27 protein-coding genes and 4 pseudogenes are annotated in these 24,053 nt (G+C 66.5%); 14 read left to right on the forward strand and 17 right to left on the reverse strand.

Going from position 1 to position 24,053, the window contains the following annotated elements; all coding sequences use genetic code 11:
• Nucleotides 1-193: 193 nt before the first annotated feature.
• From GNX96_RS45740 to GNX96_RS45765, 7 genes and pseudogenes are all read left to right on the forward strand, one after another.
• Nucleotides 194-655, forward strand: coding sequence for a pyridoxamine 5'-phosphate oxidase family protein (locus GNX96_RS45740; RefSeq protein WP_163573665.1), 462 nt, complete (start codon nucleotides 194-196; stop codon nucleotides 653-655).
• A gap of 5 nt (nucleotides 656-660) precedes the next feature.
• Nucleotides 661-1,059 carry an NAD-dependent epimerase/dehydratase family protein gene (locus GNX96_RS60355; RefSeq protein WP_279583272.1) on the forward strand — a complete coding sequence of 133 codons (399 nt, stop codon included), beginning with the start codon at nucleotides 661-663 and terminating at the stop codon, nucleotides 1,057-1,059.
• A 2-nt stretch (nucleotides 1,060-1,061) separates the two neighbouring features.
• A complete protein-coding gene (locus tag GNX96_RS45745; RefSeq protein ID WP_279583273.1) occupies nucleotides 1,062-2,438 on the forward strand; it encodes an NAD-dependent epimerase/dehydratase family protein in 1,377 nt (458 codons plus the stop codon).
• Between the two features lie 196 nt (nucleotides 2,439-2,634).
• The gene (locus GNX96_RS45750; RefSeq protein WP_163573666.1) at nucleotides 2,635-3,210 is read left to right on the forward strand and encodes a DUF222 domain-containing protein; all 576 of its coding nucleotides are present in this window, start codon (nucleotides 2,635-2,637) and stop codon (nucleotides 3,208-3,210) included.
• Between the two features lie 99 nt (nucleotides 3,211-3,309).
• Nucleotides 3,310-3,633: pseudogene (locus GNX96_RS66745) on the forward strand (DUF222 domain-containing protein); the annotation flags it as partial.
• Nucleotides 3,630-3,884, forward strand: coding sequence for an HNH endonuclease signature motif containing protein (locus GNX96_RS66750; RefSeq protein ID WP_163573677.1), 255 nt, complete (start codon nucleotides 3,630-3,632; stop codon nucleotides 3,882-3,884). The pseudogene GNX96_RS66745 and the gene GNX96_RS66750, both read left to right, overlap by 4 nt.
• A gap of 206 nt (nucleotides 3,885-4,090) precedes the next feature.
• Complete coding sequence (locus tag GNX96_RS45765; protein ID WP_279583275.1) at nucleotides 4,091-4,987, forward strand: aminoglycoside phosphotransferase family protein; 897 nt, start codon at nucleotides 4,091-4,093, stop codon at nucleotides 4,985-4,987.
• Here GNX96_RS45765 and GNX96_RS45770 read toward each other — a convergent pair.
• The 14 genes from GNX96_RS45770 to GNX96_RS60395 all read right to left on the reverse strand — a co-directional run bounded on the left by GNX96_RS45770 (nucleotide 4,944) and on the right by GNX96_RS60395 (nucleotide 14,224).
• Complete coding sequence (locus GNX96_RS45770; protein ID WP_279583276.1) at nucleotides 4,944-6,005, reverse strand: ferredoxin--NADP reductase domain-containing protein; 1,062 nt, start codon at nucleotides 6,003-6,005, stop codon at nucleotides 4,944-4,946. The two genes, GNX96_RS45765 and GNX96_RS45770, sit on opposite strands and share 44 nt — an antisense overlap.
• Nucleotides 6,006-6,319: 314 nt before the next feature.
• Complete coding sequence (locus GNX96_RS60365) at nucleotides 6,320-6,703, reverse strand: hypothetical protein (RefSeq protein ID WP_279583277.1); 384 nt, start codon at nucleotides 6,701-6,703, stop codon at nucleotides 6,320-6,322.
• A complete protein-coding gene (locus tag GNX96_RS45780; RefSeq protein WP_163573668.1) occupies nucleotides 6,682-7,038 on the reverse strand; it encodes a hypothetical protein in 357 nt (118 codons plus the stop codon). The genes GNX96_RS60365 and GNX96_RS45780 overlap by 22 nt, the downstream gene beginning before the upstream one ends.
• A 205-nt stretch (nucleotides 7,039-7,243) precedes the next feature.
• Nucleotides 7,244-7,477, reverse strand: coding sequence for a hypothetical protein (locus GNX96_RS45785; RefSeq protein ID WP_163573669.1), 234 nt, complete (start codon nucleotides 7,475-7,477; stop codon nucleotides 7,244-7,246).
• Between the two features lie 66 nt (nucleotides 7,478-7,543).
• On the reverse strand, nucleotides 7,544-7,996 hold the full coding sequence (locus GNX96_RS45790; RefSeq protein ID WP_163573670.1) for a MaoC family dehydratase: 453 nt from the start codon (nucleotides 7,994-7,996) through the stop codon (nucleotides 7,544-7,546).
• 56 nt (nucleotides 7,997-8,052) lie between these two features.
• Nucleotides 8,053-8,481 (reverse strand): molybdopterin-binding protein, encoded by a 429-nt coding sequence (locus GNX96_RS45795; RefSeq protein WP_163573671.1) that lies wholly within the window; start codon nucleotides 8,479-8,481, stop codon nucleotides 8,053-8,055.
• Complete coding sequence (locus GNX96_RS45800) at nucleotides 8,481-9,251, reverse strand: molybdopterin molybdotransferase MoeA (protein ID WP_163573672.1); 771 nt, start codon at nucleotides 9,249-9,251, stop codon at nucleotides 8,481-8,483. The genes GNX96_RS45795 and GNX96_RS45800 overlap by 1 nt, the downstream gene beginning before the upstream one ends.
• Nucleotides 9,252-9,264: 13 nt before the next feature.
• Nucleotides 9,265-9,894: a beta-galactosidase small subunit gene (locus GNX96_RS60370; RefSeq protein ID WP_279583278.1), complete on the reverse strand. Its 630-nt coding sequence runs from the start codon at nucleotides 9,892-9,894 to the stop codon at nucleotides 9,265-9,267.
• 1 nt (nucleotide 9,895) lies between these two features.
• Complete coding sequence (locus GNX96_RS60375; protein WP_279583285.1) at nucleotides 9,896-10,426, reverse strand: DUF4981 domain-containing protein; 531 nt, start codon at nucleotides 10,424-10,426, stop codon at nucleotides 9,896-9,898.
• On the reverse strand, nucleotides 10,329-10,946 hold the full coding sequence (locus GNX96_RS60380) for a glycoside hydrolase family 2 TIM barrel-domain containing protein (protein ID WP_279583286.1): 618 nt from the start codon (nucleotides 10,944-10,946) through the stop codon (nucleotides 10,329-10,331). Before GNX96_RS60380 ends, GNX96_RS60375 begins: the two co-directional genes overlap by 98 nt.
• Complete coding sequence (locus tag GNX96_RS60385; protein WP_279583279.1) at nucleotides 10,831-12,081, reverse strand: sugar-binding domain-containing protein; 1,251 nt, start codon at nucleotides 12,079-12,081, stop codon at nucleotides 10,831-10,833. The genes GNX96_RS60380 and GNX96_RS60385 overlap by 116 nt, the downstream gene beginning before the upstream one ends.
• Nucleotides 12,082-12,350: 269 nt before the next feature.
• On the reverse strand, nucleotides 12,351-12,671 hold the full coding sequence (locus GNX96_RS45810) for a hypothetical protein (RefSeq protein ID WP_163573673.1): 321 nt from the start codon (nucleotides 12,669-12,671) through the stop codon (nucleotides 12,351-12,353).
• Between the two features lie 377 nt (nucleotides 12,672-13,048).
• The gene (locus GNX96_RS60390) at nucleotides 13,049-13,501 is read right to left on the reverse strand and encodes a cytidine/deoxycytidylate deaminase family protein (RefSeq protein WP_279583280.1); all 453 of its coding nucleotides are present in this window, start codon (nucleotides 13,499-13,501) and stop codon (nucleotides 13,049-13,051) included.
• Between the two features lie 24 nt (nucleotides 13,502-13,525).
• Complete coding sequence (locus GNX96_RS60395) at nucleotides 13,526-14,224, reverse strand: RibD family protein (protein ID WP_279583281.1); 699 nt, start codon at nucleotides 14,222-14,224, stop codon at nucleotides 13,526-13,528.
• Between the two features lie 265 nt (nucleotides 14,225-14,489).
• Here GNX96_RS60395 and GNX96_RS45820 point away from each other — a divergent pair, with 265 nt between their 5' ends.
• The 7 genes and pseudogenes from GNX96_RS45820 (at nucleotide 14,490) to GNX96_RS45845 (ending at nucleotide 21,376) form a co-directional block, all read left to right on the forward strand.
• The gene (locus tag GNX96_RS45820) at nucleotides 14,490-15,560 is read left to right on the forward strand and encodes a FecCD family ABC transporter permease (RefSeq protein ID WP_279583282.1); all 1,071 of its coding nucleotides are present in this window, start codon (nucleotides 14,490-14,492) and stop codon (nucleotides 15,558-15,560) included.
• 119 nt (nucleotides 15,561-15,679) lie between these two features.
• A pseudogene (locus GNX96_RS60400) lies at nucleotides 15,680-16,264 on the forward strand (FecCD family ABC transporter permease); the annotation flags it as partial.
• 345 nt (nucleotides 16,265-16,609) lie between these two features.
• Nucleotides 16,610-17,431, forward strand: coding sequence for an ABC transporter ATP-binding protein (locus tag GNX96_RS45830; RefSeq protein WP_163573674.1), 822 nt, complete (start codon nucleotides 16,610-16,612; stop codon nucleotides 17,429-17,431).
• A gap of 170 nt (nucleotides 17,432-17,601) precedes the next feature.
• Nucleotides 17,602-18,270, forward strand: coding sequence for a DedA family protein (locus GNX96_RS45835; protein WP_279583283.1), 669 nt, complete (start codon nucleotides 17,602-17,604; stop codon nucleotides 18,268-18,270).
• Between the two features lie 49 nt (nucleotides 18,271-18,319).
• A pseudogene (idi, locus tag GNX96_RS45840) lies at nucleotides 18,320-18,917 on the forward strand (isopentenyl-diphosphate Delta-isomerase).
• Between the two features lie 55 nt (nucleotides 18,918-18,972).
• The gene (locus tag GNX96_RS67565; protein ID WP_452124516.1) at nucleotides 18,973-19,893 is read left to right on the forward strand and encodes a hypothetical protein; all 921 of its coding nucleotides are present in this window, start codon (nucleotides 18,973-18,975) and stop codon (nucleotides 19,891-19,893) included.
• Nucleotides 19,778-21,376 (forward strand): TPR repeat region-containing protein, encoded by a 1,599-nt coding sequence (locus GNX96_RS45845; RefSeq protein ID WP_452124517.1) that lies wholly within the window; start codon nucleotides 19,778-19,780, stop codon nucleotides 21,374-21,376. The genes GNX96_RS67565 and GNX96_RS45845 overlap by 116 nt, the downstream gene beginning before the upstream one ends.
• Here GNX96_RS45845 and GNX96_RS45850 read toward each other — a convergent pair.
• From GNX96_RS45850 to GNX96_RS60405, 3 genes and pseudogenes are all read right to left on the reverse strand, one after another.
• On the reverse strand, nucleotides 21,322-23,268 hold the full coding sequence (locus GNX96_RS45850) for a DUF5110 domain-containing protein (RefSeq protein WP_390624337.1): 1,947 nt from the start codon (nucleotides 23,266-23,268) through the stop codon (nucleotides 21,322-21,324). The genes GNX96_RS45845 and GNX96_RS45850 overlap by 55 nt on opposite strands.
• A complete protein-coding gene (locus tag GNX96_RS66760; RefSeq protein ID WP_390624335.1) occupies nucleotides 23,169-23,492 on the reverse strand; it encodes a TIM-barrel domain-containing protein in 324 nt (107 codons plus the stop codon). Before GNX96_RS66760 ends, GNX96_RS45850 begins: the two co-directional genes overlap by 100 nt.
• A pseudogene (locus GNX96_RS60405) lies at nucleotides 23,384-24,053 on the reverse strand (hypothetical protein); the annotation flags it as partial. The pseudogene GNX96_RS60405 and the gene GNX96_RS66760, both read right to left, overlap by 109 nt.

The following is a 24,053-nucleotide window of genomic DNA, read 5'->3' on the forward strand; positions in this document are numbered from 1 at the left end:
CACACCGCCGCCAACCTTGTTTCGGGCCCAGCCGCGAGCATCGGGGCGTGCGTTTCACTCGCCCACGGCCCCGCGCCGACCAGCCCCACCGACAACGCCTGCATCCCACCAACCTCCACTGTGGACAGGCGCATAGTTTAAGCGGTGTAGTCGCAGAAGACCTGCACGAGTTCACCGATCAGGAGGACCACCAATGTCACGCCGAGACGCGATCACCATGACCGAGGACGAGGTCACCGCCTTTCTCGAAGACCAGCGGACCATCGTGGTCGCCAGCGTCGGACCGAACCAACGCCCGCATCTGGTGCCACTTTGGTACGTGCCGGTTGGTCAGATCATCGAAACGTGGACGTACGGCAAAAGCCAGAAGGTCTATAACCTGCGCCGAGACGCACGGGCCACCGTCCTCGTCGAAACCGGTGACTCGTACGACCAACTGCGCGGTGTGTCGCTGGAATGCGATGTCGTCATCGACGACACTTTGCAGGAAGTGACCCGAATCGGCCGTACGATGGCCGAACGGTATTCCGGCGGCGCCCTCGACGAAGCCGGCGTCGCCGCGATCCAGAAGCAGGCTTCCAAACGCGTGCTGCTCCGCTTCGTACCGACCGCCGCCGTCAGCTGGGACCACCGCAAGCTCGGTGGTGTTTACTAGGGTATATGCGCATTCTCGTGCTCGGCGGCACCTCGTTCGTGGGCCGCGCGATCGTCGACAACGCCCTGCGCGGCGGAGCCGACGTGACCCTGTTCGGCCGCGGCAAAACCGGCGCCGACCTGTTCCCCGCCGCCGCCAGACTGATCGGTGACCGCGACACCGGCGACTATTCGGCTCTGCGCAAGGGAGATTGGGACGCCGTCGTCGATGTCAGCGGATATGTGCCGCGGCACGTCGGGCAGGCAATGGAAATGCTCGGCGACCGGGTCGGCCGGTATGTCTTCATTTCCAGCCATGCGGTCTACGTACGGGACAGCCTGGCTCCCGGCAACGACGAGAGCACGCACGCCGATCGCCCGTACGCGACACCGAGGAACTCCTCGAAGAGACTTACGGGCCACTAAAAGTGGCCTGCGAGGATGACGTCACGGCCCGCTACGGCTCGCGTGCGACCATCGTTCGCCCCGGCAAGGTCGCCGGCCCGTACGACAGTATGAACACTTTCACGTACTGGACCCGCCGAGCCGTCCGCGGCGGCCGCGTCGCCGTTCCCGGCCACCCCGAGCAGCCGGTCCAGATCATCGATTCCCGCGACCTCGCCCAGTTCGTCGTCCGGCTGATCGCCGACGACCGCCCGGGCGCCTTCACCGCTGTCGGCCCAGCCGAACCCACCACCCTCGGTGGCCTCATCCACACCTGCGCGGAAGTGGCCGGCACCACGGTCGAACTCGTGCCCGTCACCCTTGCTCCCATGCCACCGATTTTCCCTTTGATCAAGCCGCGATCCGCCTGGAGTGGCCAGCAGCGCAGCGCCGCCAAGGCGCGCGCCGCCGGCCTACCCGCCACTTCGCTGGCCGTCACCGCCGCCGACGTGCTCAACTGGGACCGCGACCGCGGTGAGCCCCCGTTGGGCCGTGGCTTTTTCCCCCGAAGAAGAGGAAAAGCTCCTCGCTTGTCAGGTGAGCGACGATTAACGGCTGAGGCCTGCCCTTATACGTGCCCCGAAGGTGTTGCCCAGTGGTTCGGTTCAGCGGATGCTGACCGCATGCGTACGAGGACATCGCACCTTCCCGAGGAGCAGCACGACGTTGCTGGGGACTCGCCGAGCCGCCGTACCGACCCGGCCGCGGCGATGCCGCCCCGGCTGGACAGCGACGCCGGCTCGCGGGAGCGGATGGCGATGGCCGTACAGCACAGCGCCGGAAACCAGGCCGCGGTCCAGCGGCTGGATGCGGGAGATGTCCTTGGCAGCGTCGGCGACATGGCCAAGGCGATCGCCACGAGAGGGCTCGAAGACGCCTTCGACTTCGTACTGAAGAAAAGCCTCGCGACCTCGACCGGGGGCTTGGCCCCCGACCCGGCTTGGGACCAGGACATCGACTTGTACGCGCTCTACAACCCGGTCGACGGCGCCAAGATCAATGCGGGTCGGGCTCGGCATCCGAGCTTCCATCAGGACGGCTACATCCTGACTATCCAGAGCGGCGCGGCCGCGATCACCCTGGACACCGACATCTTCGTCCGGTCCGGGTACTGGCAGGAGTCCACCTACGTCCACGAGCTGGTCCACGTGCCGCAGTACAGCGCTGGCCGGGCGGCCTTCGTCACCTCGTACTTCGGCCTGGCCGCGGCCGAGCTCGCCAAGCGTCTGGTGAGTGGCAAGCCGCTGGACCCGTTCACCGCCTCCCCGCAGGAAACCGAGGCATACGGCGTCGAGGACCGGTTCAAGGCCTGGGTGAAGCTGGGCAAGCCCACCACCCCGCCGCCGCCGGCCGCACCTTAAGTCGCAGCGGGTTTCGATCAGACCGGGCGGCAGATTCCCCCAGCGTCACCTCCACCACCAGCCCTGAGCACCCATGAAGAATTGCTTAGGGCTTGAACGCGCGCGCTCCGCATTTTGCTGATGTGATTGAGAAAATCACTACGTTCCGATCGTACGAACTCGATCTTTTTGACGGTGATGGCGGTAGAATGGTGTCATGGCCGCTGGCGATGACGTCACAGATCCAGAGCTCTGGATGTGTAAACCCAGGCAGTTGGCCGATTTGCTGCGTGCAGCCGAGCAGGACATTCGGCGGCGGCAGGCGCGGGCATTGGACATTGTCGCGGCGATTCATCGGAACCGGGTCGGTAAGGCACTCGGGCACGACAACACCATGAGGCTACTGCAAGATAACCTCCTGTTGTCCCCGACCGAGGCTGGTCGTCGCCTGAAACGGGCATTGAACCTGTGCAGCAGCCAAGCCCTCACCGGCGAAACCCTCGCACCCAAACTTGGCCTTGTCAGCGAAGCCATGCGCAGAGGTGAACTCGCGGATTCCCACATCGACACGATCATGGGGATCGTGAACAAACTCCCCGCCAGGGTGAACATCGAAGAACGCGAAAACGCCGAAGCTTCCCTGGTGGAACACGCGAAACATCACCCCGCCCGCCCGCCTCGTCGAACTTGGCCAACGCATCCACGACCACCTCGACCCCGACGGCCCAGCACCGTCCGAACAGGAAAACGAAAAAAAACCGCGCCGCGAACTGTCCCTGCACACCGGGCGTGATGGGCGACTGAATTTCCGGGGCTCCTTCGACGGCGAAACGGGCACCCTGCTCACCGAAATCCTCAGCCCACTGGCCAAAAACCCCACCCCACCCAGGACGGCCACCGAGATGAGCGGTCCGTTTCCCAGCGCAACGGTGACGCGCTCGCCGAGGCGCTTAATCTTGTTGCGGACTCCGGGAAACTCCCCGTCCAAGGGCAGGAGCGGCCTCACCTCACTATTACCCTGGACTGGGAATTGCTTCGGGAACGTCTCGGTGTCGCGTACGCGCACACCGGCATCGCTATATCTCCAGAATCCGGCCGCAGGCTCGCCTGTGACGCGGAAATCACCCCGATGCTTCTGGGCAGGAACAGCGTACCGCTCAATGTTGCCCGCACCGAACGACTCATTCCCCCGCGCACCTACGAAAAGCACTCATAGCGCGAGACAAAGGCTGCGCCAAATGCGGTCGACCACCCCGCTGGTGCCGCGGCCATCACGTCACGCACTGGGCCGATGGTGGCGATACCTGCCTGGAAAATTGCGTGCTCCTGTGTGATGCCTGCCATCGACTGATCCATCATAGCGACTGGGAAGTACGCATCATCGACGGAATCGTCGAATTCATCCCACCCGCGTACCGAGACCCCGAACGAAGACCCATCCGCGGCATCAACCAACTCGCCGCATAAACAAACCACCCGGCCGCCGGGCACCACCACACCCGGCGGCCCACAACCTGCCCGGACGTGCTCATGCGCGGAGATCACGACGTCGTCGACCATACTGATGTCGCCAACCGCAGCTACCGCCCTCCGGGGTAGGTCAGATTTCAATAGTAAGCGGCGTCGGTGGAGGTCGAAGAAGGCCGTGGAACCATCCCAAGTCCGGCGCGCGGTTGACGCCGCCGCGGCGACCGCCGCCCGCGTTCGGTCTTGACGTCGACGATGCGGTCGTCGTGCACAATTCGGACCGCATCGCCGTGCGCCTGATTCCTTGCGATGTTCTTGCTCGCGTCGCACCGTCATCGTGGCAAGCGGGCATGGAGTTCGAAGCAGAGGTAGCCCGCCGTCTCGCCGAAACCGACAGCCCGATAGGCGAGCTGGAGTCCCGTGTGGAGCCGGGCGTCCATGTGCGTGGCGGGTTCGCTATCACGCTATGGACCTACTACGAGCCTGTCGCTGCCGACCGACGAGCCGCAGCGGCGCATGAGCAGCTCGGCATGTCCACCGCCCTCACGCCCGCGGATTACGCGCACGCACTCGTCCGCCTCCACGGCGGCTTGCGCCAAGCCGATCTGCCAACAGCACACCACATCACCGCACGAGTCGCTGGTTGGGCACACGAGCTTGGCGACCGAGAGCTGACTCCAGAACTTCGCGATCCCGACCGGGCACTAGTCAGCGACACACTCAGCCGCATGAGCGCGGGGGTTAGCGGTTTTGGTTCCGGCGAGCAGCTGTTGCACGGTGAGCCGCATCCGGGAAACGTGCTAAGCACCAAAAAAGGGCCACTGTTCATAGACCTCGAGACCTGCCAACGGGGGCCGGTCGAGTACGACCTCGCCTACGTCCCGGAAGACGTTGCAGAACAGTATCCGGGAGCCGACCAAGACCTCGTTCACCAGTTCCGCATCCTCATGTGGGCGGGCGTCACGACGATGCGCTGGAATCGAGACGACCAGTACCCCGGCCGGGACCACTGGCGAATCGAAGCGCTCCACCAGCTTCGAGCCGCACTGTCCTCGTCTGTTAGACCGGGCGGCAGATGCCTAACATTTCGGTGCGGTCGTTGATTTTGGAGCGCGTACGCCCCCCCTGCGACTCACCTCGGGAGAGCTCGTGCGCGTCCAGCCGCAGCCAGTCATTCCACGTCACGTACGGCACGTGCCGGCTTTCCAGCAACGCGGTGACCGCGGCCGGGTCCGGCGAAGCGGCCGGTGGGAGAGACTCGGCGTCGGCGAGCAGACTTCGCACTGTCTCCACGGCATCGGCTTTGTTGTTGCCAATGACGCCGATCGGGCCGCGTTTCACCCAGCCGGCCACATAAAGTCCGGGCATGTCGATCACCCGGCCGGCGGTGTGCGGAACCGTCCCCGAAGCCGGATCGAACGGCAACCCGGGCAGCGGCTGCCCTTCATAGCCAATAGCGGCGAAAACCGACTGGACCTCGATTGTCTCGATCTCACCAAAATGCGCTGAGCCAGGCTGCGCTCGCTCGAAGCGGATCGCCGACACGTCGTCTGAACCTGCCACATCCTTGAGCTTGCGCCAAAAAAAGAGCAGATGCAGCCGGCGAGAAGCGCCGGTCGGCGGCCGTTTCGACCACTCGGTGAAGAGGTTGACATTCGTCCTCACCTTGCGGTTGGTGTCGACCAGCTGCTGGCTCGGCTCGTCAAGGACCATGTCGTCCGGGTCGACGATCAGGTCGACGTCGACAAGCTCAGGCAGCTCGCGCAGCTCCGGCGCGGTGAACTTGGCATACGCCGGACCGCGCCGGCCGACCACGTACACATCGGTGACCTTGTTCGTACGCAACGCGGCCAGCACCGCGTCCGGCACGTCCGTGCTGGCCAGGTCGTCGGCATGGGTGACCAGCATCCGGGCCACGTCCAGCGCCACGTTGCCGGCGCCGATGACCGCGACCCGCTCGGACTCCAGCGGCCGGGCCGGCAGCGCGTCCGGATGGCCGTTGTACCAGGACACGAAATCGGCGGCCGGCTGACAGCCAGGCAGCTCCTCGCCGGCCACTCCCAGGTCCCGATGGCCGGGAATGCCCGTACTGAACAGCACGGCGTCATAAAGCCGCCGCATGTCGTCCAACGCAACGCGAGATCCTCGCCGACCCGTACGTTTCCGAAGAAGCGCAACTCCGGACGCTCCAGCACCAGCCGCAACTTCTCCGAAATGGACTGGATCTTCGGATGATCGGGCGCGACGCCATAGCGAACCAGGCCGTAAGGCGCGGGCAGCCGGTCATAAACGTCGACCGTCACCGGCAGGTCGGATCCGACCAGCGCGTCCGCCGCGTAGATCCCGGCGGGGCCGGCTCCCACGACCGCTACCCGGAGGGGACGATCCATCTGGTAAGCCATGCCTTACCTAACTTTCCGAGGACCAGTTTTTGGCTACACCTCTGCGATTTCCCACCCTAGTCGATCATCGCGCCGACGTAGACCTGCCCAGATCGCGACACCAAGGCCGACGCCCATGAGGGCCGGACCGTACCCAAGAAATGTCAGCGGGCTAAAGGTGTAGACGCCATAGAGGACCACCACCAAGCCGCCGAGAACCAGAATCGCGGACACCGCCGCGCAAAAACCGCCCACCGGCGGGCTTGGGCTGGCCGCGGAACAGTCGTACGTGCTGGATCGCGGCGACGGCCAGGAAAATGCCCATAAAAAGGAACCACGGCTCGAAAACCAGCAGGTTCCACAGGTCGGCCCCACGCAGCAACGGGGGGTGTAGTCAGGCACCGCCATCACCCCGGTCAACCGGAGCACGACGACCACGGTGAAGGCGACGAAATGCAGGCTGCCGGCGACCGCGCCGATCCAGGCCGTCCCCAGCAGCCCCCCCAGCGCGGCAACAATCGGCCCCAGGGGCGTACAAGCGCGAAAGCCGTCAGCCCGGCGCCGAGCAGGACGACCGACGCGCCCCAGTTGGCGATCTGGAAGTCGGCGTTCGTACGAGCCAGCCCCAGGAAGGCCGCCGAGCCGCCGAACGCCCAGTAGATATGAATCGGGATGTACGCCAACGCCCAGACCAGCCCGGCGTACCCACTCCACCGTTTTGTCGAAGTCATGCCCTGAGCGTGCTCCTGGACCCGCTCCCAGCCATCCCCCATCCGCACTAACCGACGGGTTCCTCCTCTGCCTTTCGGCCGAGGTGCGCCTTCCACCAACAGCGCGCTATGCCCCCGCCACGGATGACATGCGTCATCGAAGAATGATGGTCAATCACATCTACCGTGCCTCGACGCTGCCAGCAGATACTGCCGAGGTGTGCCCGAGGGCTCGGGCGTACTGCGATCACGGAAAGGGTGTCTCTTGTCAATTCACCGTATAGCGGCTGCCGCGCTCATCGCCGGATCCGTTGTTCTCGGCAGCCTCGTCGCTGCCCAGCCCGCCGTCGCCGGGCCCCCGACCGGATGGTTCGACACTGGACGAAACTTCCGGACCGTAGGTGACTGCGCCCAGGCCGGCGATCTCGCTCAGGACGAGGAAATCACCAGCTGGCACTGTCCAGGAGGCGGCTCCAGTTGGGAACTTTGGCTGTATCGCCATGGATAAGTCGTAGGAATATCTGCCAACCGAGCGTCGGGCGGTCCGCTCCGACGCTGGGTTGAAGGGTCAGACCAGAACGCGGGTGACGAACTCGGCCACGCAGACCGGCTTGGCGATGCCCTCGGCCTCCACGATCACCTCGGCGACGACCTGCACTCCGCCGGCGATGTCGTCCACGCTCGCCAACGTGACGGTGGCGCGCACTTTCGAGTCGACCGGCACCGGGCTCGGGAAGCGGACCTTGTTCAGCCCGTAGTTGATGCCCATCTTCACGTTTTCGACCGCGTACACCTCATGTACGAGCAGCGGCAGCATCGACAGGGTCAGGAAACCGTGCGCGATCGGACCGCCGAACGGACCTGCCTTCGCCTTCTCGATGTCCACGTGGATCCATTGATGGTCGCCGGTCGCGTCGGCGAACAAGTTGATCTGCTGCTGCCCGATCGGGTGCCAGTCCCCCGGCCCCAACTGCTCTCCCACCGCACCGCGCATCTCATCGATCGACCCGAAAGTCCGCACGCCAGTCTCCCCTCGTCGCCTCCCAGCACACTAGTGTCCTGCGTTCACCGCGACCACTAGATCAGCATGGCGTCGACCAGGTCGCCGGCTTTGTACGGGGTGTTTTCCGGTGGCAGGACCAACAGAGCGTTCGCGGCGGCGAGCGAGGCCAGCCGGGAGGAGCCCTGGTCGCCGGTGGCGGTGGCGGACCAACCGTCGGGTTCGCGGCGAATAATCGCTCTGACGTAGTCGGTCCGCTGCACGGGTTGCACGTCATGCGACAGCCGTACGAGCAGCCGCGGCCGCTCCGGCCAGGCGGCACCTTGCAGGGCGAGCAGCGTGGGGCGTACGAACAGCTCGAAACCGACCAGCGACGACACTGGATTACCCGGTAGGCCGAAAATCATCGCGCCGTCGCCGCCGGTCGCGAAGGTGATCGGCTTGCCGGGTCGCATGCTGACCTGCCGGAAATGCACCGTCGCGATCTCCGGCAGCAGCTGTTTCATCAAGTCCTTGCGGCCCATCGAAACACCGCGGAGGTGATCAACACGTCCGAGTCAGCGAGCCGGTCGGTCAGGAAAGCGCGCTGCCGGTCGGCGTTGTCCGGCGCGAGGCCGGCATAACGTACGTCTGCGTTCAGACCGTTGAGCGCGGCCAGCAGGGCGAATCGGTTGGAGTCGCGGATCTGCCCGGGCCCGGGCCGCTCGCCCGGCTCGACCAGCTCGTCACCGGTCGACAGAATGCTCACCCGAGGCCGCCGGCCGACCAGCGCCGTGGTCCGGCCGGCGGCGGCGAGCAGGCCGATCGCGGCCGGCGTCAAGAGCGTGCCGGCGGCCGCGACCTCCTCGCCTTTGCGCAGGTCATGGCCGGGTTCGCGGATATTCTTGCGATCTCCAGGCGAGCCTTGCAAGCGTACGACGCCGCCGGTTTCTTCGGTGAGCTCGACCTTGACGACGGTGTCGGCGCCGGCCGGCAGCGGCGCGCCGGTGGTGATGTAGGCGGCTTCACCGGGACCGACCGTGAGCTCATCCATCTTGCCGGCGAACCGGTCGCCGACCAGCCGGCGGTCCACTTCACCGTCGGCGGCCCTCACGGCGTAACCGTCCATTGTGGACGCTGGGAACGGCGGCAGATCGTCCTCGCTGACCACCGACTCGGCCAGCACCCGGCCGGCCAACTCGGCCAGCGGCACCGATTCGGCCGGCAGCAAGGAAACCTTCGAGCGTACCAGCGCGGTCGCCGCGCCCGGCGAAATCAGCCGATCCAACTCGTCCATCGACGCTCGCCCTCTATCCTTCTTCGATTTCGACCGGCAGAGCGGAAAACGTGACCGCGAAAGTAGTGTCCACCGGCCGCAGCTGGTACGCGGGAAGCACGCCCGGACCGCATGCCGCGGTGCCCAGGCCATGCAGGGCCGCGTCGATGTTCACATGTACGTGGTCGCTGGCTACCAGATCCGTGGTGTGCCTGGCCGCGTCCAGATCCTCGGTCGTCCACCGCCGCGCGGCCACGTTCACCGTCGGCTGGCCACCGATCCGCAGCCCGAGCCCGTCCGCGTCGGTGAGCTGCGCCCATCGTACGCCCGAGCGGTTTCCGTTCTCCTGAGGGAAAACGTAGGGCGTCTGCCAGGCGTCCACAGTGGACTGATAACGACCCACTCGAACAGCCCGATCGCTGTCCGGATACGACTCTCCGGGACCCAGCCCGAAGAACTCCACACTGTCCACAGTGGACGGTACGCGCATCCGCAGCCCGATCCGCGGCACACTGTCCGGCCACTGTCCCCGCGGTTCCACCTGGACGGTGAGCGCGAGCCCGGTTTCGTTGGCCTGCCAGCGATAAGTCACGTACGCACCGAAGCCCAGCGCCGGCGGCGCGACCCGGGTGTGCACCACCAGCTCGGTCCGGCCGAGCTTCACGTCAATGGTCCGGTGCTGCAGCCGGTGCAGGCCATTGCCGCGCCACCAGCCCTCTTCGGGGGTGCTCGCCGCCGCGGTCGTTGTCGGTTGGCGCGCGCCACAAGTCCAGCCGTGGCCCGGAAACCTCCAGCCCGCCGAGCCGGCGCAGCTCACCGCGGGCCGCGTCGAAAACACCTGGGCCAAAGACGATGTGGTCACTGCGCAGCTGCGGCCGCCGACCGGTCGGGGTCGGCTCGGGGGGGTCGCGGCGACGGACCTGCACCTGCGTCCACGCCACCTCGTGGCCAGCGGCCGCCCACGGCTCGTCGGCGACCAGCACCGCCTGCACGGTCAGCCAGCTCTCCGCGTCCGTACGCGGCAGCTTCGGCAGCGCCACCTCATGGCGCTGGCCAGCACCGACCGGCGGCACCGCGAGCAGCCCGTCGGCCACCGGCTCACCCTCGGATTCCAGTGTCCAGCGGAAAATCAGGTGAGCGGTGGTCACGAAGTCGTAGTGGTTCTCGATCACCAGAGAGCCGTCGGCGCCGTTCATCACGACCGGCTCGATGACCTTCTTGAACTCCAGCAAGCCGGGCGACGGCGTACGGTTGGGGAAGACCAGCCCGTCGATAACGAAAGTTGCCATCGTGGATGGGCTCACCGAAATCCCCGCCGTACGCGAAAAACTCCCGCCCGTCGGCGGTGTGCTGGCGGATGCCGTGGTCGAGCCATTCCCAGATGAAACCGCCCTGACACCGTGGATATCGCTCGAAAAGCTCCTGATATTCGGAAAGCCCGCCTGGCCCGTTGCCCATCGCGTGGCCGTATTCGCAGAGAATAAAGGGCATCGAGCGGCGCTTCGCGTCGGTGGCAGCGTCCACATTCGGGTGCTGCTCTTCCTCGCGCTTGCCGATCAGCTCCACTTCGGACGGCGAGGCATACATCCGGCTGTAAACGTCAACATATTCGCAGGCCGCGTCGCCCTCGTAGTGGATCGGCCGGCTGCTGTCCCGGTCGCGCGTCCAGTTCGCCATCGCGGCCAGGTTGGCGCCGGTGTGGCTTTCGTTTCCCAGTGACCACAACACGATGCTCGGGGGTGGTTCTTGTCGCGCTCGACCGTGCGGTGCATGCGGTCCAAATAAGCGGGGGGGCCCACACCGGGTCGTCGGACGGGTTCCTTTTCCAGTCCAGCAAATGGAAACCGTGGGTCTCCAGATCGCATTCGTCGATCACCCAGAAACCCAGCTCGTCACACAGATCGAGCATCGCCGGATGCGGCGGATAATGGCTCGTACGAATGGCGTTCACGTTGTGCCGCTTCATCAGCAGCAGGTCCTCGCGCATCGCCTCGGTCGGCACGGCCCGGCCGAAATCCGGGTGGTGCTCGTGCCGGTTCACGCCGCGGATCAGGATCGGCCGGCCGTTGACGGTGAGCTGGCCATCCACGATCGCGACCGTCCGAAATCCGATCCGGATCGGCACCCGTTCGTCGTCGGTCACCAGCTCACCGTCGTACAGACGCGGGGTCTCGGCCGTCCACGGCTCCACGTCATCAATGACGAAGACCTCGTCGGCCGGACGGTCGGTGATACCCAGCTCGTCGATGACGAGCCGCACCGGGCAGTCCGCCTGCACCTCGATCCGCAGCGTGCCCTGGCAGCTCAGGTGGTCGAAATCGGCGTGTACGAAGAAGTCCGTGATCGACGCCGGCGGCCGCCGGACCACCGCGACCGAGCGGAAGATGCCCGGCAGCCACCACATGTCCTGATCTTCGAGGTAGCTGCCCGCGGACCACTGGTGCACCTCGACGGCCAGCACGTTCTCGCCGACCTTCAGCGCCTCGCGTACGGAGAACTCGCTCGGCAGCCGGCTGCCCTTGATGACCCCGAGTTCGCGGCCATTCAGCCACACCCGGGCACATGAGTCGACGCCGTCGAACCGCAGCACCGCGTCGGTGTCCTGCCAGGTGTCCGGCACGTCGAAAACCCGCCGGAAACTGCCGGTGGGGTTGTCGGTCGGCACGTACGGCGGATCCACCGGAAACGGATAGACGACGTTCGTGTAAGCCGGGCGGCCGTGGCCGTGCATCGGCCAACTGGAGGGCACCGGCAGCAGGTCCCACCCGGCGTCGTCGTCGTAGTCCGGCAGTTGGAAACCGGCCGGCCGGCGCCGCGCCGACCGTGGGCGCCAGATGGAAACGCCAGTCACCGTCTAACGGCAGGCGGGCCGCGGTAGAAGTGAAGGTGCACCTCGGCGGGAGCGCGCCATAACCCGGCGCCGGGTCTTCGAGGTAGCCGGTCGCACCCGCGGCCCTGCCGGCGGAAACATCGTCGGGAGTGGAGGTCACGATGTCATTTCTACCCGCTCCACCGGTTGCCCGGTGCGCGAGCGTCGGACCTGTCACACGATGGAATGACGTGCCTTGGTCATGACTGCCCCGCCGCCCGTACTTTCGGGCAGCACTGTCCGACCGCCAACTAGGGCGCGGTCGGCGCTTCCGGCACCGGCCACAGCGGCGGGAACGCCCGGTCGGCGGCCAGGTACTCCGGCACGTCCCGGCGAGCGCCACGCAACTGCGTCGCATACTCCCGGCGAGCCACATACTCGGCTTCGAACCGCTCGGTCACCTCGGCCGGCGTCGGCTCCAGCTTCTCCAGCACGCCGTGCACCATGCCGACGCTGCGCCACCAGTTGGCATATGCCTCCTGGAGGCGGTCAGCCATCAGCGGCGGATCCTCCGTCGAGCGGTGCACCCGCTCCACGCCTGGGACCAACCGTTGCTCGGTGTCCACACTCATGTCATCCCCCCGGTCCCTCTCATCACGTAGACCTCACCTACCCAAGCAGGGCCTACGCCCCCACAGCGCGATCCACTGTGACTGGCATCACACAGTCTCCCAGCGCCACCAGCATCCCGCACCCTGGCCGACACTCACTGTGCGCCCTCGCAGACCGCACCCCACCTGGGAAAAGTCTAGTCCCGATGGCACCCTCTAGGCATCCCATCACCGCCTACCGGGTGGGAAGCGGCCCCTAAGGGTAACTGCTGGTATCCGATACCGGCCCAGCTTCGGTCCGAATGGTTGCCTATTGGAGACTCAGGTCTCATTCTTTCCTGCTTTGTTAACGAACGCCGACGTGAGTTATGTGCCTTTTATTCGGCGGAAAAATTCGGTCAAGAAGGCATTAAATGGGCATTAATCAGCCTGACCGCGGCCGCCAGCTCGGGAATTTCCATCACATCCACCCCACCGGTACGGAGAATTTCGGCGCCGTCACAGTCAGTGAAAATTGCCGGCTCCCGCCAACCAAAAACGACTCGCCCGACTCCCGCCCGTAATATCAGCCGCGCGCATGAAACCGGCCTTGAGGCCCGTTGAGAGCATGGTTCCAGGGAGCTGTAGACGGTCGCCCCAGCCAGATCCACCCCCGGCAACTTCAGAAGAGCCACTTCTTCGGCGTGTACGACCGGATCGCCCTCCCGCGAATACCCAGTCGCCAACACGGTGTCGTCCGCGTCCACCACGTACGCCCCAACCGAGAACGCGGTCCGCGACGGAGGACAACTCTCGGACAGCTCAATCGCCGCCGCCAACCACCGATGATCCCGATCGCCGTCCACCGTCACGGCCCCATCCTGCCAAAACAGGGATCAGCGGGGCGGTACGCGGTCCGTCATCCGGTAGCGCAGCAGCGCCACGTCGCCAATGGCGGCGACCCCGGCCAACCGCATGGTGTTCGTCGGCGTCCAGAAAAAGCTGCCAGAGCCGACGAACCGCGGCGCGTCCCGGTCGCCGACGAAGAACGGCGCCACCGCCAGCTGCAACTCGTCCACCAGCCCCGATGTGAGGAAGGTGGTCAGCACCGACTGGCCGCCCTCGACCATCACCCGCTGGATCCCACGGCCGGCGAGGTCGTCCAGCACCGCCTCAAGTTCCAGGGAAGCCCCCACTCCGACCACCGTCGCGCGGTCTCCGAGCCGTTCGCGTAATGCGGCCGCGACTCCGGACGGGCAATAGACCAGCGTCAAGGTGTCGTCGGCGAAGAAGTTGGCCGCCGGATCGAGGTCCCCACTGACGGTGAGCGTCACCTTGGCCGGCGACGCCGGCTGGCCGGCGGCCACCCGGTCGCGGCGGCGGGCCGGGGAACGTACGAGCAAGCGCGGGTTCTCGCGGCGGATGGTGTTGGCGCCGACCACGATCGCATCGCTCGCGGCGCGCTCGCCGTCGACCCGGTCGAAATCGGCGGCATTGGAGAGCAGCAGGCGCTCCGGCGTCGCGTCGTCGATGTAGCCGTCGACGGACATCGCGCAGCTCAGGAGCACGTACGGGCGATCCGTCCCATCGGTCACGGGCACCGCCCGGACCCGTCGAATTCCACCTCGAACACCCCGCCGCACGCTTTCCATGATCGCCAGCACTCACGCACCGTAGCCAACACAACGCGGAAATGCACTAGTCGAACAGGCTTGATCAAAAGTACGAACGGATGCCGCTCATCACAGATTTGACACCGGACCTGCCGGACCGGCCAGCTTTGTTAGCCTAACCTAAGCAAATGCGCGAGCCGCCCGCCTGCGCGTACGTGCCGACCGCGACCCCAGGAGGCGCCCCGCTGTGAGCAAGCTCGCGGTCGCTGCCCCGGCCGGCGACACCGTGGTCGGTCCGGAAGCGGCCGGCCGGCGCCACCGGAGCATCGGGATCAGGCTGACCGGCCTGCTCGTTGGCCTGACGGCGCTGGGGATCGTGGCGATCGCCAGCATCGCGATCGGCGCCCGCGCGATCCCGCTCGGCGTCACCCTGGACAGCCTCTTCGGCGGCCTGACCGGCCGAGACGCGGAAATCATTCGTACGCTCCGGATCCCGCGCACCCTGCTGGGCGCCGAGGTCGGCGTGGCGCTGGGCCTCGCCGGTGCGCTGATGCAGGCGCTGACCCGCAATCCGCTGGCCGACCCGGGCATTCTCGGCGTCACCGCCGGCGCTTCCGCCGCGGTGGTCACCGCAATCGCCTTTATCGGCATCGCGTCGTTGTCGGGTTACGTGTGGTTCGCACTGCTCGGCGCGGCGGCGGCCATGGTGCTGGTCTACACGCTGGCCAACCGGGGCCGCGGCGGCGCGACACCGGTTCGGCTGGCGCTGGCCGGTACGGCGATCACGTTCGCTCTCGGCGCGTACGTCTCCGGCGTCTCGCTGCTGGACACCACCACCTTTGACCAGTTCCGGTTCTGGGTGGTCGGCTCGCTCGGCGCGGCAACCTACGCCACGGTCTGGCAGGTGACACCGTTCCTGCTGGTCGGCGCGCTCTTGGCGCTTAGTCTCGTACGCCCACTGAACGCCATCGCGCTCGGCGAGGACACCTCCCGCGCACTCGGCGCGAAAGTGGAGCTGACCAGAGGCGTAGGAGTCGTGGCGATCACTCTTATGTGCGGCGCGGCGACCGCCGCTGTCGGGCCGATCGCGTTCGTCGGGTTGACCGTGCCGCACATCGCCCGCGCGATCACCGGCCCGGACCAGCGCTGGGTCCTGCCGTACTCGCTGGTCATCTCCCCGGCGCTGCTGCTGGCCGCGGACGTGGCCGGTCGCTGGCTGGGCAGCCCCGGCGAGCTGCAGGTGGGCATCGTGACACCGCTGATAGGCGCCCCGCTGTTCGTCTGGCTGGTACGCGGGCGCCGGGTGCCGCAGCTGTGACCGCCGCGCCCGAAGTCCTGCACCGGCGGACCGTACGTACGCGGCAGCTGTCGCTGCGGTTCCGGCCACGAACAGTCGTCGTCTGCGGTGCCCTGGTCGTCGCCCTGCTCACGTTGGTGGTGATCGCCACCGGGACCGGCGACTTCCCGATCTCACCGCTGGACGTCGTACGTACGCTCGTCGGCGCCGGCGACCACATCAACGACTTCATCGTCTTCGGCCTCCGGCTCCCCCGCGTGTTGGTCGGACTTATGTGCGGGATCGCGCTGGGGATGGCCGGCGGGATCTTCCAGAGCCTGTCCGGCAATCCCCTGGGCAGCCCGGACATCGTCGGCTTCACCAGCGGCTCGGCCACCGGCGCGCTGCTGATGATCCTGTTTTTCGGCGGCGGCCAGTTCGGCATCGCGATCGGCGCGGTGGTGTCAGGTGCGGTGACCACCGCGCTTGTCTACGCGCTGGCTTTCAAGCGTGGCGCGCAGGGCTACCGGCTGATCCTGGTCGGCATCGCCGTCGGCGCCGCTCTGTCGTCGGTCAACGCGTACTTGTTGACCAGGGCCGAGGTGAACGACGCCCAACAGGCCGCGGTGTGGCTGATCGGCAGCCTGAATGGACGCGGCTGGTCGCAGGTGTGGCCGCTGGCGGCCGCGCTGGTTGTGCTGATGCCGGTCACGCTGTGGCTGGGCCGCGGCCTGGACGTGCTGGAAATGGGCGACGACGCGGCACGGGCGCTGGGCGTACGGGTCGAGATGACCCGTGGGGCTGCTGCTGCTCGTTGGCGTCGGGCTGACCGCGGCGGCGACCGCGGCGGCCGGCCCGATCGGCTTCGTGGCGCTGGCGGCTCCGCACCTGGCCCGCCGGCTGACCGGCGCGCCGGGCGCCGGGCTGCTCGCCGCCGGCCTGATGGGCGGCGCGTTGTTGCTGGTCAGCGACCTGGCAGCAGAGCGGCTCATCGCCGGCGTACAACTACCGGTCGGGGTGATGACCGGCGCGATTGGCGGGATCTATCTGATTTGGCTGCTGGCGAGCCAGTGGCGGGCAGGACGGGCATCATGAGCAATCGGCTGGCGGCGCAGGACCTCCGGCTCGCGTACGACACGCGAGTGGTCGTCGAGGACCTGTCGGTGACGATCCCGGACAGCTCGTTCACGGTGGTGGTCGGCCCGAACGCGTGCGGCAAGTCGACCCTGCTGCGGGCGCTGTCCCGGATGCTCAAACCCAAGACCGGTGCGGTCTATCTCGATGGCGCCGCCATTTCCTCGTACCGTACGAAAGAAGTGGCCCGTCGCCTCGGACTGTTACCGCAGACCTCGGTCGCGCCGGACGCCATCTCGGTGGCGGACCTGGTGGCCCGTGGCCGCTACCCGCACCAGAAGCTGCTGCGGCAGTGGTCGCCGGCCGACGAGTCGGCAGTCACCCGCGCGATGGCCGCGACCGGGGTGTCCGACCTGGTCGGGCGCTATGTCGACGAGCTCTCCGGCGGCCAGCGGCAGCGGGTCTGGCTGGCGATGATCCTGGCCCAGGAGACCTCGATCCTGCTGCTGGACGAGCCGACCACCTTCCTGGACATCGGCCACCAGATCGACATGCTGGACCTGTGCGCCGACCTGCACTCCGAGCATGGGTACACGCTGGTCGCGGTGCTGCACGACCTCAATCACGCCTGCCGGTACGCGACCCACCTGATCGTGATGGACGGCGGCCAGATCATCGCCTCCGGCCCGCCCGCCAAGGTGATGACCGCCGACCTCGTACGGGATGTCTTCGGGCTGGCCTGCCGGGTGATCGACGACCCGGACCCGGAGACCGGCACCGCGCTGATCATCCCGGCCAGCCGCAAATCAGCCGGACAGGTCCGCGACCTCGCAGGGTGACCTGTGGCGTCATACGAAAGGGGGTGGTCACCCCCACAGGTCTCATCATCAAGGCTATTTCTGCGAGACCAAGGTCTTCTCTCAGGGTGAACCCCGTTGCCACCCGCTCCGCCGGCTGACAGCCTCGGGACAAGCGGTTAAAAGAAATCCCACGGGGAGGCACGTACACCATGCATGACATCGGGATGTGGCTGAGCCACGCTCCAGCTCTGCTCGTGTACGCGACTGTCGCGCTGCTGATCGGTCTGGAGAGCATGGGCATCCCGCTGCCCGGCGAGGCGACGCTGATCAGCGCCGCACTGCTCGCCGCGGCTGGCGTGGTGGACCCGTTCGCGGTGGCCGCCGCCGGCATCACCGGAGCGGTCGTGGGCGACTCGCTGGGCTACTACATCGGCCGGCGGGGTGGCCGGTCACTGCTGGCCCGGCTCGGCCGGCGCTTCCCGAAACACTTCGGTCCGGAGAAAATCGGGACGGCGGAACAGGTTTTCGCGCATTCAGCGGTGTGGGCGGTGTTCTTCGGCCGGTCGTCGTCGTGGTGCTGCGGGTCCTCGCCGGACCGCTCGCCGGCACCCTCCGGATGCCGTACAAACGCTTCCTCGCGGCCAACGTGTGGCCGGCGGGTGGTGTGGGCCGGTGGGATGACCGCGCTGATGTACGGGCTCGGTTCGGCCGCCCGGATCTGGCTCGACCACTATTCGTGGGTGATCTTCGTGGGCGCGCTCGGCCTCGGGATGCTCATCACCGGCATCGCCGGGATGGTGGCCCGCCGCCGGCTGATGGCCGCCGCACCGGAGCCGGAGAGTCCACGGGAACTCGCTTCGGCCGGCCAGGCACGCTGATTCGCGTACCGTACGACCGGTGCACGAGTGCCGGCGGACGGAGTGACCGATGGAAAGCGTTGTTCTGCTTGACGAGCGCGGCGAGGCCATCGGGACCGCCGCCAAGGCGACCGTCCACCATGCCCGTACGCCGTTGCACCTCGCGTTTTCCTGCTATCTCTTCGACTCCGCCGGCCGGCTGCTGCTGACCCGCCGCGCGCTCACCAAAAAGACGTGGCCAGGCGTGTGGACGAACACCTGCTGCGGGCATCCCGCTGCCGGGCGAGGCGGTCGCCGACGCGGTCCGCCGCCGGCTGACCGACGAGCTCGGGATCGCCCCGACCAGCCTCGACCTGATCCTGCCGAGGTTCCGCTACACGGCGACCATGGACGACGGCGTACGGGAAAACGAGATGTGCCCGGTTTTCCGTGCCACCACTGACAAACAACCGCACCCCGAACCGGCCGAGGTCGACTCGTACCGGTGGGTCGACTGGACCACCTTGCTATCCGGCGTTGCCGACGGCAGCCAGCCCATCTCGCCCTGGTGCACCGACCAACTTCGCGAACTCGCCGTGCTCGGCGCTGACCCGCTGGGCTGGCCGACGGGCTCGACGGCCGAGCTGCCGCCGGCGGCCTTGGCACGAAACGGGGATCTGCGCGGCTGAGGCCGAAACTACCGTCACCGGTGAGTTCGTTCCTCTCACCGGCACGGAGACAGCGATGGCCAGCACGCCAGACATTCCTGACACGCCAGCGGATCCCGGCACCATCGAGGCCGGCGCGAACCAGCTGCGTACCATCGCCGCCACCATCACCGGGCACGGTCAGGACGTGAACGCCGCCGTGAACACCGCGGCCCTGCAGTTCTCGGACGTCATCAGCGGGCCGATCAAGGACCTGGCCAGCAAGAACCTCGGCGCATTCCAGGCCGCGTACGCGAGTGCCGCTTATGGCGCGGACGTCACCCACAGTTGGTCTCAGGACGTACAAACTTTCAAGACCGAGCGCAACAAACTGTTCGCCAACTGGCAGTGGGACCAGAGCCATAACTTCGCGGTGCCGCAGCTGTTCGTACCCGGCAACGCCACCGCGGCGGAGGCGAAGAAGGTCACCGACGCGTACAACTCGCAACTGAGCGCGGCGCAGACCAATGCCGCGAATGACATCAGCCTGCGGGCGTACCAGTTGCTGAACTGGCTGCGCGACCAGGCCAACGGCTGGGCCGGCCGGATTCAGCGCGATCCGACGGACGCCGACCTGCTGGCGCTGGCCAAGGCCGGCGGCCTTTCCTGGGGCTCCTACATCGGCTTTGGCAAACAGTCCGATCCGAGCGTTCCGCCGCCGCTCAGCGCCGCGGACGGCCAGCACGCGGCCGACGTGATCAAGCGCGGCCCGAACGACCCGGAATACGCCAAGGCACTCGCCCTGCTCGGGTTGGTCGGCGGTTATGCGGTCTGGGCGCAAAAAAAACGGCGAGCAACTCACCGCCGGCGAGCTGGCCTATCTGAAGGCGTTGTACGGAAATATCAGCCGCGACGATCTACTGAACGCCACCTTCGGGCAGAACAAGGCGCAGCTGGCCGCGTTGGGGAACGGCATTCTGGCGCTGTCCAACGAGAAACTCGGCGGCTCGTACGGTGACCTGCCGCAGTATTTGCGTGACCTGCTGGACAAACCCGCGGTCACCTCAAGGGTCGACTACATCGGCGATCAAATCACCAGCGTCTACGCCGTGCACGATCTCGCGAGTTTCGAAAAAGCTGGGAGTCCTGCTGGGCAACGCCGACCACAACCTGGTCGGCGGCACCCAGTTCTCCCAGAACCTGACCAACCGGGTCGGCGAGATCGTCGACCTCGCGCAGCGCGTACACGACGCGCCGACCGGGAACCCGGTGTCCATCGAGGACGCCAACAACCACGGCGATCCGTTCAACGACCTGAAAAAAACTTCGGGAACGTGCAGAACGCGGCGCAGGCCCTGATCGGGGTGTCCACCCGCAACCACGAGGCCAACTACCACATCCTGTCCGGCGATCTCGGCGTCAGCACCCTCGCCGAGCTCACCCATTTCGACTGGCCGGACAAGGGAGTCGCCGCCGCTGGGCTGGTCAACTGGATCGCACAGGACGGCACGAACACCGATCACAGCAGCCCGGAATACCAACATGCCACCCAGGCTGCCCGGATTCTGGTGCAGGCCCTGGACAACACGACCACCGACAAGAACGGGTACGGCGACACACTGCCCAGCTCGTTCCAGAACTTCTACTCCGACTTCCACAAGAATTCGGCCTTCTCCTCCGGACTCGCCAATATCGCGAACACCTACCTCGACGACTTCGCCGAGGACGCACCAGGAGACCACCAAACCCGCATCGGGGTGGACGGATCGCTGTCCATCAACGATCCCGACCGGCAGCACTTTCTCGCCCTGGTCGGTGCCGATCCGAACGCGCTGAAGGCGCTGTCCATCAAGGCCGGCGAGTACGAGGCCGGCCTGCTGCAGGACGCACAGACCGGAAAACGGGACCCGAGCACGGTGCTGAGCCACGTCGCCAACCTCAACGGCGAGCTCGCGGCGGCGCCGGCGAACGTCGAGAAGATCGACAACTACCTGAAATATCAGCACGACTCAAAGGCGTACTCGGACACTCTTTACTACGTTGGGGTGGGAAAGGCGGTCGTACAGTTCGGCGGCGGCCTCATTCCCGGCGGCAACGGGGCTCCCGGGCTGTTGATCGGGCAGCTGGTGGATGCCTTCACACACCATGAGATCAAGGCACCGACGCTCAACGAGGCCGCCGCCTACCAGCCGCCCGACAGCCAGGGCGCCGGACACCTGCCGGCCGCGTACGACTACCTGAACGCGGCTCTTGCCACCGGGAAAATCACCCCCGACCAGCTGCCAGCACAGCTCGTCGACAACTCCGGCGCAAAACCGCACCTGGTCGGACTGGACCATTTCAACGACCCCAGCGTGGCCACCTCCTTGGAGGACCTGACTCGCAAACTCGGCGGTCAGGCGGCCACCGACTACATCCAGAACTACGACACCCAGTCGTGGATCGCCTACCAGCGTTCCCAGGGCAGCACTGGCGCCGCCATTCTGCAAGGCGAAAAATAGCCAGCGTCCAAGCCCACCATCGCCGATGGTGGGCTTGGACCGGCCTTACGAAGCGACCGCCGCCGCGAAAACGTGCAGGGCGGTGTTTGCCGGCAGGGTGATCGCGACAACCTGTTTGCCGGCCGTTGTCGGGATGGTGTGGAGAAGACTTTGTACGGAACAGTCGGGTAAGCAGCGCCCGTTTGGGTGTTCTTCCCCATCACCGTGGCCACCGTGGTCGCGCCGTACTGCGTCGGATCGGCGCAACACCAGTTCGGGAAGCCGGTGTCGGCCTGGCTGGTCGAGCCATCCGCGTACCAAAGGGTGACGGTGCCCTTGGACGTGCCGGTGCCAGTGCCCACGAGCACGAGTTTTGATCCGGTGCCCTGCAAAGCGACCGTCTGGCCGGCACCGACGACGTTGTCGGCCGCGCCGGTTCCGGCGGCTGGCCACCTCATTTGGGCGCCGTTAGTGGTGAAAGTGGCATTCGGTGTCAGCCCGGCGTCGGCCAGTCCCTCGGCCCGGAAGCTGCTGCCACCGCCGTCGAGGTTGCCGGCGGTGACGTGAGCCGCGTCGGTGACGCCGACATTTGCGTACGCGGCGGCCAAAGACGCGTACGGCACCGTGACGGTCGCCGAGTCGACCACCCGGTGGCCCGGGACTCTGGCCTGGTAAGTCGCGGTGGCGGTGAGTTTGTAGTCCGCCGGCTTCAGGCTCGCGGCCGGCGTCAGTTTCACCGGCACGGTGACGGTCCTGCCCGGCATCACCAACGGCAACCGGCCGCCGACCGCAACCTGGAAACCTTCCGGCGCCTGTACGGAAACGGCGACATCACGGACCGGAAGTGGCGTGTTGTTGGTGAAACTCGCCGTCGCCGTGGTGGTGTGACCGGGAGCGACCAGCTGTGGCGCCGTCAGCGACACCGTCGCGTTGTTGTCGGCCGGGAAATACCCGCCGACCGCGCTGCTGCCAAAGAGGCGTACGTCCTGGGTGCTGCCCGCCGCGACCGGCGCGGTCTTCACTCGTACGACCCCGTTGACCTCGTCGTACCACCAGCCGGATGGCGCCGCGTCGAGCGCCACTTTGCTGCCGTACGAGCGCAGAATCGACGTGCCCGCCTGAACGAGTGCGGGCTTGGATCCACTGTGGACGGTCATGACGTATGTCCGGTTGGTCGGCTTGCCAGCGTACGAGCCGGTGCTCGCGCCGATCCGTACGGCCACGGTGCCCGGACCAGACTGCGGGGCGTCCACGGTGAAGGTCTGCGTTGAACGAGCTGTCGACCGCGTCACGCCGTCGTCCTCGGACAGCGTGAACTTCCCCTTTCCCTGCGGATAGACGTCGAGGTCAAGCTCGCTCTTGTTCCGTGTCTGCCACGAAGTAGTGCCTTCGGGCCACATCGGCACCACAGCCCCGGCTCGTACGAACAGCGGCAGCGTGTCCAGCGGCGCGTCGTAACCGTCCACTGTGGTCGGTCCGGTGTACGAACGGCCCGACCAGTAGTCGACCCAGGTGCCCTTGGGCAGATAGATGCCGTCGCGGGTGTTCGACTTCTGGTAGACCGGCGCGACCAGGAAATCGGTGCCGGACAGGAACTCGTACTTTGCCTTGTCTCCCCAGACATTCGGGTCGTTCGGGTATTCCAGCGCGAGCGGCCGGACCTGGCCGACACCAGTATCGTGCGCCTGGACCGAATAGCTGTACGTGTAAGGCAGTAGTCTTTCCTTGAGCAGCAGGTATTTCTTGTTGATCGACGTGTAGGGCTCGCCCTGCTGCCACGGCTGCTTGTCCGACGATGCCCAGCCGTCCATCGTCATCGCCACCGGCAGGAACGACTTCCACTGCAGGTCCCGGACGTACGTTTGCGGGCTGCCGCCGAAAATTCCGTCGATGTCACCGGTGTTGTAAGCGATGCGATGCCGGACGTGGTCGCGCCGGCATAGGTCGGGATCTGCCAGCGAATGTAGTCGTACGAGCCGGACTGGTCGCCGCTCCACAGCACCCCGCAGCGTTGCGCGCCAGCCCAGCTCACCGGCTGCCACACGAATCCGCGGGCGTCGCTGTTGTCTTCGATGCCCTTTTTCGCGGTGTCGCAGGCGTCCAGCGCGAACTGGTAGCCGTCACCCACCCAGGCCACGTCGAGTTTGCGCACACCCGTACCCCGGCCTGCACCTCGGCGGCCTGGTTGGGCAGCCCGTTTTCGGTCCACAGCCCGAGTTGCATGTTGTCCTTGCGCAACCCGTCGCCGGTCTGGGACAGGTTTTCGTACCCGCAGCCATAACCGTCGTTGACCAGCATCCATCCGTTCGGCATGCCGTTGTCGGCGTAGCCCTTCGCCACAGTCAACGCGTCGAGAGTGTGCCGCTCGCCGCGGTTCGCGTTGTGCAGATAGCAGTCCGAGTCACCGGTCTCCAGACCGTAGATCGGAGGCAGGAAAGGCTTTCCGACCAGGTCGGTGTAGCCGGAAATGATGTCCTTGAGCCCGTCACCCACGACGTAGACCGCGTCGAACCGGCGCTCGTCGTGCGTGGTCTTGACGGGATCGGTGAAGGAGTAGCTGCCCGGCGCGAAAGTGTTGCGCAGCACGCCATAACCGGCCGTCGAAGCGTAGAACGGCTGCGAGTTCGGTGCCCCGCCGTCATTCCAGTTGTCGTCCGCGAAGATCTTGATCGTCTGGTCCCGGTGACTGAACCGCCCG

Source organism: Fodinicola feengrottensis (assembly GCF_010993775.1).
In the GTDB taxonomy this organism is placed as follows: Bacteria; Actinomycetota; Actinomycetes; order Mycobacteriales; family HKI-0501; genus Fodinicola; species Fodinicola feengrottensis.